We start from the raw sequence: 9811 nt of genomic DNA on the forward strand, positions 1-9811 counted from the left end.
AGGCCGAGCAGCCCGGCGAGGGCCGCCACGACGACCCGCAGCAGCACGCCGAGCCGGGCGAGCAGGTCGCCGACCCAGCCGCCGAGCCGGGTCGCGAGCGCCCCGGCGGCCATCGTCGCCCCGGCGAACGCCCCGCTGACCCAGCCGACCCCGCCGACCACCGCGTAGGCGATAAGCATGATCGACGAGAACGGCGCGAAGGCGCCACCGCCGTAGTCGATGTTCCCGCGCTCCCCGTAGACGTAGAACGCGTAGAGCACCCCGCCGAATCCGGCGATGGCCGCCGACAGCGCGAAGGCGTAGAGCTTCGCGCCGACCACGCTGATGCCGAGCGCGGCGGCGGCCCGCTCGTTGGTCCGTACCGCGATCGGCCGCCGGCCCGCGCGCCCGCGCCGCAGGTTGGCGACGGCCAGCGCGACGAGGACGAAGGCGAGGACGGAGACGGTCGCGAACCCGCGGGGGTTGGCAACCTTGTCCAGCTCGATGCCGAGGAACGTCTGACGGCCGACGACCGTGCCCTCCGGGGAGGCCAGATCGCCGAACAGCGAACCGATGGAGTCCGCGCTCCTCGGCGCCGGGGAGTGGTAGCCGCGCTGGAACAGCAGAGCGTCGACGGCGGTGCCCAGGCCCAGGGTCACCACCGCGAACTGCAGGCCCCGGGTCCGCAGCGCCGGCAGGGCGAACAACAGTCCGACCGCGGCCGTGCCGACGACCCCGACGAGCATGGCCGCTTCCAACGGCCAGCCGCGGGTCGCGACGAGCCGTCCGGCGATCAACGCCGCGATGCCGGAGAAGGCGAGCTGCGCCAGGGACAACTGCCCGGTGAACCCGACGAGCACGACGACGGACAGGATGACCAGCGCCCACAGGGCGTTCGCGTCGACCCAGTCGACCGGCAGCAGCCACCAGATCGCCGCCAGAGTGGCCGCCACGGTGACCGCGAGGGCGCGCGGATGCACCCGGCCGCTGCCGAGGGCAGGATGACGTTCGGCGAGGTGGCCGCGTTCGGGTATTCCCCGCCCGCGGATCGCGAGGTAGAAGACGATGACCGCCAGCGGCACGGCCCGGTCGGCTCCGCGCCACCAGGGATGCTCGGCGACCAGCTGGAACTGGGTCTCCACCTCGACGACCCCGAGGGCGAGCCCGCCCGCCAGCACCATCGGGAAGGAGCGGAACCGCGCGACCAGCGCGACCGCCAGCGCCGGGACGATGAGCAGGAGCAGGTTCGCTGAGGACAACGGGTTCTGCAGCGGCGCGAGCAGGACCCCGCCGAGACCGGCCAGCGCGCTGCCGGCGCCCCAGGCCGCGGCGGCGACGGTGTCCGCCGACCAGCCGAAGGTCGCGGCGGCCCGGAGGTTCTCCGCCGCCACCGTCGCGGCGAGGCCCACTGTGGTGAACCGGAACACCGCCCAGAGCCCCGCGACCAGCACGGCGACCACGGCCAGCCGGACAAACACGGACACGCCGACGGGCTCGTCGAACAGCGTGATCCTGCCGGTCGGCAGCACCGTCGGGGAGGTGCGCACGGCACCGGCGAACATCAGCGTCAGCGACGACTGCAAGATGATCAGCAGACCGAGCGTCGCCATCAGCCGCAGCAGCGAGGTCGCCTCGCGCAGCCGCCGCATCACCAGCAGGTGGAACACGACCCCGATGGCGGTCGTCGACAGCACGGCCAGCGGCGCCGCGAGGCCGAGCGGCAGCCCCCACCCCGCATGCAGCCCATGGAAGGCATAGGCCGCCCAGGCCAGCAGCGCGCCCTGGGCCAGGTTGAGCACACCGGCCCCACGGGCGATGACCACCACACCCGAGGCCACGAGGGCGTAGAGCGCGCCCGTGCCCAGGCTGAGCAGGGCGTAGCCCATGACGTCGTTCAACGGCGGCCCACCCTGCTCCGGGCACCGCGGAACGGCGCCTCGATCATCCCCTCAGTGGCCCCCCACCAATGGTCGCCGGCCCTCCTCGATCGCGATGAGCGGCGTGAGCCCACCGGAAAATTCGCAGCCAGGCCATTGATCACGTAATCATGGCAACCGAGGTGACGGTACGACCGGACAGACCGACAAGGCAATCAAACCAGCCACAACAGCCACCGAACCCCACAACGGCCACCGAATCCCATGAGAGCTACCGAACCTCGCAAAAGCCACCCAACCCCACGGATTGGCCAGGGGTGACGGAACGCGGACATACCGCGGAACGCCCGGGATGGCACCATCGGACGAACGCTCGATGGCGGACGAACACGGCTACAGGGGTGGAAACGGATGAGGGACCTGGTACCTGGCGCGAACGGGCCGTTGCCTCCCGGCCCTGTCTCGGTCCGGCTCGCCGGTCCCTTCGACGTCTGTGCGCTCGTCACCGGCGCGAACGGCAAGGTCGCCGCGGACAGCGACTTCGTGTTCTACAACCAGTCGAGAGCACCGGGCGTGGCGCTCTCGGGCAGCGCGGTGACCGTCGATCCGGGCCGGCTGCGCCCGGGCGCCGAACGTGTCGTGATCGCCGCCAGCCCCGAGGACGGTACGACGCCCTTCGGACGGCTGCCAGCTCTCGCCGTCACCATCCATAATGATCATGATGCCCTCATCGCCCGCTTCGCGCCGCCGCCGTTGTCCCGCGAGATCGTGGTCACGCTGGTGGAGATCTACCGGCACGGCCCCGCGTGGAAGATCCGGGCGGTGGGGCAGGGGTACGCGGACGGCCTCGCCGGTCTCGCCCGGGACTTCGGAGTCGCCGTCGACGACGGCGGCAACGGCGACCAAGGCCAACACGACCAGGGCCAACGCCGTGCCCCAAGCCGGTACCCCGACTCCACGGGTCGGGGTACCGGGGAGGGCGGTCTGACCCTCGTGCTCGCGCGGGTCGTCACGCTCACCAATGCCGAGCGCGCCCGGGAGGGTCTCGCGCCGCTGACCGTCGACGACCGTCTGGCCGCTGCCGCGGAGGCGCACAGCGTGGACATGGCGACCCGTGGCTTCTTCGCGCACACCAGCCCGGAGGGACGCACGGTGTCCGACCGGGTGAGCGCCCTGGGCTACCGCTACGCCCAGGTCGCCGAGAACATCGCCGCCGGCCAGAACAGCGCGGACGAGGTGGTGACGGGATGGATGAACAGCCCCGGCCACCGGGCGAACATCCTCATCCCGCGGCTGCGCCAAATCGGCGTCGGGCAGGCCACCGGCGGCGAATTCAGTTTCTACTGGACGCAGGTCTTCGGTACCCTGCTCTGACCGTCGGTGCTCTGACCACTGGCACTCTGCCTGCCGGGTCGAACGGATCACGATTTTCCTGCGCCGGTCCCAAAGAACCGCCAGAACCGGTGACATCGCTGCCGCAGGCGAAAAACCTGCGCAACCCGGCTGCGCACGTTCCGCCGGAACCGATGGGAAAGACAACGTCACAAGTCTTCGCCCACGCCTGGAGAAGTCCGCGTCGAATCTCCGGACAACGGCGTTCGGCCATGCCCGCGAACCACTGATCTAGCGTCCTTCCTGGTTGAGTCAGCTTTCATCGACAAGCTCGACATGCGTTCCACAACCCAGGACAGGACTGGAGAATGCGTACAGAGGATCAACGGGACGGGACGGCGTCCCAACCCAGGAGATATTCGAACGGCCGTCATGCGCGGACTCGAGCACGTCGCCACCGGCTCGGCGGTCTGCTGCTCACCCTCACCGTGGCCTTGGTGACCGGGGCGTTGACCGGACCTGCCCGTGCGCAGACCCCGACGATCATCGAGGACGGCACCATCGGCACCGGCACCAACCAGGTCTCCTACTCGGCGGGGTGGGCGAAGTGCAGCGGCTGCATTACCTCTCCGAACAACAGCTTCTACTACTCGGCGACCGCCGGTAGAGTTGCCACGATCCGCTTCAGTGGAACGCAGGTCAACCTCTACGGCGCCAAGGGCCCGATCGGGGGATTCAGCACGGTTCGCCTGGACGGCGGCCTGCCCACCAGCGTCGACACCTATTCGCCGAACGCGACCATCACCCTGCTCTACAGCTCGGACAAGCTCACCGCCGGCACGCACACCCTGACGCTGACGAACACCGGGCAGCGCAGCACCTCCTCGAGGGGCAACAACGTCGGTTTCGACCGGGCGGAGATCACCACCGGAGCGAACCCGCCGCCGGCCCCGCCGTCCTACGCCGGGCCCCGCTCGGGCAAAGGGTGGCTGACCGGCACCTATCCCGACCCGGTGATGAACCAGCAGAACCTGGAGTCGTTCTGCACCTGGCGCGGCGCGCCCTGTGACTTCACCCTGCTCTACACCACCCGGAACAACTGGGGGAACGTCAGCCAGCCGGTGGACCTGCTGCGGACCTTCGCCACCTGGCCCGGCCGGTTGATCATCTCCATCCCACCCTTCCCGGAGAACATCGGCGCCAGCAACGAGACGTGCGCCACCGGGGCCTACGACGAGTACTGGAAAACCTTCGGCCGCGTCCTGAACGCCTACGGCCGGCAGAACTCCTACCTGCGGCTCGCCTGGGAGGGCAACGGCAACTGGTACGAGTGGTCCGCCACCAACCCCACGGCCTACATCAACTGCTGGCGCCACGTCGCGGACGCCATCAACTCGACCGCGGAGCCGGACCCCATCCTGTGCTGGTGCCTCAACGCTCACTACTCGCAGAACCCGCCGAGCCACAACCCGATCGACATGTACCCGGGTGACGCCTGGGTGGACGGGGTCGGCCTCGACGCGTACGACCACTGGCCGCCGTCCAGGACGAAGGCCGAGTTCGACGCCCAGGCTAACGCCCCCGGTGGGCTGAACTACTGGTTCAACTTCGCCCGCGCGCACAACAAGCTCTTCGGTGTCGGCGAATGGGGGGTGGTGAGTAGCAGCGGAAACAACGGCGGTGGCGACAACGCCAATTACGTCCAGTGGATGTACGACTGGTTCGTGGCCCATGCCGGCAAGGGGCTGGCCTACGAGTACTACTTCAACAACTGCGACCCGAACAACGTCGGTTCGAACCTGTACCGACCGCTCAGCGCCGCGTGTCTCTACCTGAACCGGCAGGCGGGCGCCCGCTATAAACAGCTCTACTCCAGGCAGTAGGATCCGGGGGTGATGCCGGGTGCCGCCCGCCGACGACGATCAGTGGGCGGCACCCCTCCCCCCGAGGAGGTCCTCAGCCGGGCCGCCGGTCGCGGCAGGGGCGTAGCTCGACCGATTCGTAGGCCGCCGGGATGTACCACGATTCGCGGCCGTCGTCCCACCGGACGATGAACGGTGGCCGGCCGCTCTCGCCGCGAATCTTGAGTATCACACCGTGGCGCTCGGTACGACCCGTTGCCGAATTACGCACGACGAGGCGGTCCCCGACCCTGGCGTACATGATGTTTCCGGTGTACATCAAGATTCCCTCCCGCGATCTGTTCGCGGCCCGTTCGCGGCCTGTTCCGACATCAGTGCGCCACCACTCCGTCGAACAGGTCGGTTTCCACGCCGGAACCCGAGCCCGGGCCCACCGTCCCCCGGGCCAGCACGAAGTTCTCGGTGGCCTTCGCTGACCGGCCGTTCCCGTCGACCAGGGCGAAGAAGAATCCGTCCACGGTCATCTGGCTGCGGTGGGCCCGCATCGCCGCGATCTTCGCGGCGAAGAAGCCCGGCGCCTCGATCGTCGTGGTGACCTTGGTATCGGGAACCGACAGCAGCATGTCCGAGGGCATCGTGATCCCCCCGGGGACCGTCTTCGCCAGGTCGGACCGCCAGATGCGGTCCACCGCGGACTCGACCGCGGAGTGGGACAGCGCCGTCTCGTACAACTTCGAGACCTGCCAGGTCGGACCCGCGTCGGGAGCGAAGTCCGGATCGGCCGCGTCGGCGAAGGCCCGGGCGGTGACGTCGTGCGCCCTGATGTGATCGGGATGGCCGTAGTCCCCGATCGTGTCGTAGGTCACCATCACCTGCGGCCGAACCTCCCGCACGATCCGCACGAGCGCCTCGGACGCGTCGTCCATGTTCGCCCGCCAGAAGCAGCGCGGGTCGTCGTTCGCGGGGCTGTCCAACATGCCGCTGTCCCGCCAACGACCGGCGCCCCCGAGGAAGCGGTAGTCGCTGACACCGAGCTCGGCACACGCCCGTTCCAGCTCCCCGATCCGGTATCCGCCGAGCTGGTCCGCGCGGTCCGCCCGCAGGTTGGTCAGCTCGGGGAGCAGCACCTCGCCCATCTCGCCCAGCGTGCACGTGACAAGGACCACCTGGGTGTCGGGATCGGCGGCGTAGCGGGCCATCGTCGCCCCGGTCGCGATCGTCTCGTCGTCGGGATGAGCATGGACGAACACGATCCGACGGGCAGGCAGTGCACCGGAACCTTGAGTAACCGGCATGGCTTGACGGTAGGGGCGACCCACGGACGGCGCATCTCGACCATCGAACCGGTAACTTACGGATACAGAGCCCGCAATAGCGCCGTTAACCCATAGGATTCGGAATGAAATAACTTGTTCACTTCGGGGTCCTCGCGAGCCCGTGACCTGCGAAGACGCATATTGGCTTGCATTAATTACTTCATTACGAATTCATAAGAGATAAACAGCTCACAGATCGACGAATCGACGAAGGCGGGCGGAAAGAACAAAGATCTTCATCCAAGCATGATCCGGGGAACGGGAAGGGCATGAGTGATGCACCCGCCAGACAGGACGTCCGATGGACTCGGGAGGCCATTCGCCGAGTCGAGGCCGACACCAACAGATCGGCGGACACCCACCTGTTCCCCCTGCACCTGTGGCCGGCGGAACGGGGCGTGGACATCTATCTGAAGGACGAGTCGACGCATCCCACCGGCTCGTTGAAACACCGCCTGGCCCGGTCGCTGTTCCTCTACGGGCTGTGCAACGGCTGGATCCGGGAGGGGACGACGATCGTCGAGGCGTCCTCCGGGTCGACGGCGGTCTCGGAGGCCTACTTCGCCCGCATGCTCGGACTCCCCTTCATCGCCGTCATGCCCGCCTCGACCAGCGCTCAGAAGATCGCCCTGATCGAACGTGAGCGGGGTCGCTGCCATCTGGTGGCGGACGCCACCACGGTGTACGCGGAGGCCAGGCGGCTGGCCGAGGCCACGAACGGTCACTACATGGACCAGTTCACCTACGCGGAACGAGCGACGGACTGGCGCGGCAACAACAACATCGCCGAATCGATCTTCAATCAGATGGCGTTGGAGCGCCATCCCATCCCCACCTGGATCGTCGTCGGCGCCGGCACCGGGGGCACCAGCGCCACGATCGGGCGTTATCTGCGGTACCGGCAGCACAACTGCGCGCTGTGCGTCGTCGATCCCGAGGGCTCGGCGTTCCACCGCGCCTGGTCCACCGGCGACCCGCACGCCACCGGCGGGCACTCCCGCATCGAGGGCATCGGCCGCCCACAGGTGGAGCCGAGCTTCCTCCCCGACGTCGTCGACCGGATGATCACCGTGCCCGACGCGGCGTCCGTCGCGGCCATGTTGTTCCTGGAGACGCTGACGGGCCGCCGGACGGGTGCCTCCACCGGGACGAACCTCTGGGGCGCGGTGCGGCTCGCCTGCGAACTGGTGTCCTCTGGTCACCGCGGCAGCGTGGTCACCCTGATCTGCGACGGCGGCGAACGGTACGCCGACACGTACTATTCCGGTTCCTGGCTCGACGCGGCCGGCTTCGACCCGCGGCCGTTCACCGAGATCCTGCGCCAAGCCGTGACCTCCACAACCTGGCCAGGCTGACACGGCCTTCGGGCTGACACGGCCTGGCCGGCGCGGTGGCGACCCACCGAAAGCGATGCTACGGTTCCTCCGATCACTAAATGCCACCGGCAAATTACCTACTGCGGTGATTTTATGCGGAACCTGTCGCAGGACCCGGCCGGACAACGACCGGCGGACTCCGAGCCCGCCCGGCACGGCGGGACGATTCTAATCGCCGAGGACGACGCCGCGTTGCTCGAGGTCGCCCGGCGGATCCTGAGCCGCAACGGCTACGAGGTGCTGGCGGCTTCCACCGCCCCCGACGCGTGCTCGATCGCGATCGAGCACCGGGGCGACATCCACCTGCTGCTCACGGACGTCATCATGCCGCGCATGCAGGGCAGGGAACTCGCGAACCGCATCCGGGCCCAGCAACCCGGCATCCGGGTGCTCTACATGTCGGGCTACGCCGATCCCGTCCTCACCGCGCAGGGAAAGCTGGACCCGGGGGTATCGCTGTTGACCAAACCTTTCTCCGAACGCACCCTGCTGGACAAGGTCCGGCAGGTCCTCGATGCTCCCCGCTGACCGGCCGCGTACCCGGGGGGACGCAGGGACGTTCAGGGAGAGACCGGCCGTCCGCGCAGGACGATGAGGTCCGGGGCGCCGAGCACCGCGACGTCGGCCCGCGGGTCGCTCGGATACACCACCAGATCGGCCCAGGCGCCCTCGGACAGGCCCGGATAACCGAGCCAGGAGCGGGCCCCCCAGGTCGCCGCGTCGAGCGCGGCCGCCGCCGGCAGCCCGGCCAGGCGGAGCTCGGCCACCTCCGCGGCGACCAGCCCGTGCGGGAGGCTTCCCCCGGCGTCGGTACCGACGAAGATCGGGATGCCGGCATCGTAGGCCGCCCGCACGGTGTCATGGCGCCGGGCGTGCAGGGCGCGCATGTGCCGGGCATAGGCGGGGAACTTCGCCTCGGCGCCCGCGGCGATGTCCTCGAAGGTCGAGATGTTCACCAGGGTTGGCACGATGGCGACCCCCCGCTCGGCGAACAGCGGGATCGTGTGCTCGGTGAGACCGGTGGCGTGCTCGATGCAGTCGATCCCCGCCTCGACGAGATCCGCGAGGGAGTCCTCGGCGAAGCAGTGGGCGGTGACTCGGGCTCCGGCGGCGTGCGCCGCGTCGATCGCGGCCTTCGCCACGTCCGCGGGCCAGCACGACGCCAGGTCGCCCAGCCCGCGGCCGATCCAGTCGCCGACGAGCTTCACCCACCCGTCGCCCCGGTCGGCCTGCGCGAGGACCTCGGCGACGAGGTCGGCCGGCTCGACCTCCGCCGCGTAGTTGCGGAGGTACCGCCGGGGCCGGGCGATGTGCCGGCCGGCCCGTACCAGCCGGGGCAGGTCGTCACGGGCGTCGATCCACCGGGTGTCGGCCGGGGAGCCGGCGTCGCGCAGCAGCAGCGCGCCCGCCGCCCGGTCGGTGATGATCTGCTGCTCGGTGGTGGGCCTGTCGACGGCGCCGTGCGCGGCGAGGCCGACATGGCAGTGAGCGTCGACGAGACCGGGCAACACCCATCCGGAGACCGTCCGTACGTCCCGGGCCGCCGCACCGGTGGGGGCGGAGAAGGTGATCCGGCCGTCGACGACCCAGACCTCGTCACGGACATCCGTCGGACCGACCAGCACGCCGCCACGGATCCGCAGCGTCGGCACGCTCATATTCACGTCATATCCCTATCACCGTCGTCCGGTCACCGGCGCGCCGGCACCAGGCCCGTGGCGAGGACGCGCCGCCTGATCGGGCGCCGGAAGCACTCAGACGTCGAGCTGCGACTCGACGGCGCGCAGCCGATGACGGGCCAGCGCGAGGTTCGCGCGCGACTTGTCGAGCACCAGATAGAGGAACAGGCCACGGCCGGAATGGCTCTGCAACAACCGGATCAGGTGATACTGGCGACCCAGCGTGATCAGGATGTCCTCGATGGTGTCCTGAAGCCCGAGACTCTCCATCGTCCGAATCTTCGCCCGGATGACCTCGGTGTTTCCGGCCGCGGCGATCTCGAGATCGATCGCATGCGTGTTACCGGCCGTTCCGAGGGTCATTCCACTGGTGAAGTCGACGAGGGCAGC

9 protein-coding genes are annotated in these 9811 nt (G+C 69.1%); 4 read left to right on the plus strand and 5 right to left on the minus strand.

The window, feature by feature from the left end:
• Window positions 1-1877 (minus strand): ABC transporter permease subunit (locus AC08OT_RS15760; protein WP_476602969.1); only part of this gene is annotated, 1877 nt, incomplete at its 3' end.
• A gap of 390 nt (window positions 1878-2267) precedes the next feature.
• Between AC08OT_RS15760 and AC08OT_RS15765 the strand changes: the two genes are divergently transcribed.
• The gene (locus AC08OT_RS15765; protein ID WP_476593504.1) at window positions 2268-3230 is read left to right on the plus strand and encodes a CAP domain-containing protein; all 963 of its coding nucleotides are present in this window, start codon (window positions 2268-2270) and stop codon (window positions 3228-3230) included.
• Window positions 3231-3556: 326 nt separating this feature from the next.
• Complete coding sequence (locus tag AC08OT_RS15770; RefSeq protein ID WP_476593503.1) at window positions 3557-5071, plus strand: glycoside hydrolase family 26 protein; 1515 nt, start codon at window positions 3557-3559, stop codon at window positions 5069-5071.
• 73 nt (window positions 5072-5144) lie between these two features.
• On the opposite strand, the gene AC08OT_RS15775 is transcribed toward AC08OT_RS15770, so the two are convergent.
• Both AC08OT_RS15775 and mshB read right to left on the minus strand, forming a co-directional pair.
• On the minus strand, window positions 5145-5369 hold the full coding sequence (locus tag AC08OT_RS15775; protein WP_462186202.1) for a DUF1918 domain-containing protein: 225 nt from the start codon (window positions 5367-5369) through the stop codon (window positions 5145-5147).
• A 52-nt stretch (window positions 5370-5421) separates the two neighbouring features.
• On the minus strand, window positions 5422-6345 hold the full coding sequence (gene mshB / locus AC08OT_RS15780; protein WP_476593502.1) for an N-acetyl-1-D-myo-inositol-2-amino-2-deoxy-alpha-D-glucopyranoside deacetylase: 924 nt from the start codon (window positions 6343-6345) through the stop codon (window positions 5422-5424).
• 290 nt (window positions 6346-6635) lie between these two features.
• On the opposite strand from mshB, the gene AC08OT_RS15785 reads away from it, so the two are divergent.
• Together AC08OT_RS15785 and AC08OT_RS15790 are read left to right on the plus strand one after the other, a co-directional pair.
• A complete protein-coding gene (locus tag AC08OT_RS15785) occupies window positions 6636-7721 on the plus strand; it encodes a PLP-dependent cysteine synthase family protein (RefSeq protein WP_476593501.1) in 1086 nt (361 codons plus the stop codon).
• 114 nt (window positions 7722-7835) lie between these two features.
• Window positions 7836-8270 carry a response regulator gene (locus AC08OT_RS15790; RefSeq protein WP_476593500.1) on the plus strand — a complete coding sequence of 145 codons (435 nt, stop codon included), beginning with the start codon at window positions 7836-7838 and terminating at the stop codon, window positions 8268-8270.
• 32 nt (window positions 8271-8302) lie between these two features.
• Here AC08OT_RS15790 and AC08OT_RS15795 read toward each other — a convergent pair whose 3' ends face one another.
• A complete protein-coding gene (locus AC08OT_RS15795; protein WP_476593499.1) occupies window positions 8303-9400 on the minus strand; it encodes an amidohydrolase family protein in 1098 nt (365 codons plus the stop codon).
• A gap of 96 nt (window positions 9401-9496) precedes the next feature.
• Window positions 9497-9811: hypothetical protein (locus AC08OT_RS15800; RefSeq protein WP_476602970.1), on the minus strand; the 315-nt coding region annotated here is incomplete at its 5' end.

Source organism: Frankia sp. CgJB1 (assembly GCF_977947065.1).

Excerpts from the sequence above, each read along its gene's own strand:
- AC08OT_RS15765 (WP_476593504.1), top strand. The coding sequence starts at position 2,268 with ATGAGGGACCTGGTACCTGGCGCGAACGGGCCGTTGCCTCCCGGCCCT.
- AC08OT_RS15770 (WP_476593503.1), top strand. The coding sequence starts at position 3,557 with ATGCGTACAGAGGATCAACGGGACGGGACGGCGTCCCAACCCAGGAGA.
- AC08OT_RS15775 (WP_462186202.1), bottom strand. The coding sequence starts at position 5,369 with ATGTACACCGGAAACATCATGTACGCCAGGGTCGGGGACCGCCTCGTC.
- mshB (WP_476593502.1), bottom strand. The coding sequence starts at position 6,345 with ATGCCGGTTACTCAAGGTTCCGGTGCACTGCCTGCCCGTCGGATCGTG.
- AC08OT_RS15785 (WP_476593501.1), top strand. The coding sequence starts at position 6,636 with ATGAGTGATGCACCCGCCAGACAGGACGTCCGATGGACTCGGGAGGCC.
- AC08OT_RS15790 (WP_476593500.1), top strand. The coding sequence starts at position 7,836 with ATGCGGAACCTGTCGCAGGACCCGGCCGGACAACGACCGGCGGACTCC.
- AC08OT_RS15795 (WP_476593499.1), bottom strand. The coding sequence starts at position 9,400 with ATGAGCGTGCCGACGCTGCGGATCCGTGGCGGCGTGCTGGTCGGTCCG.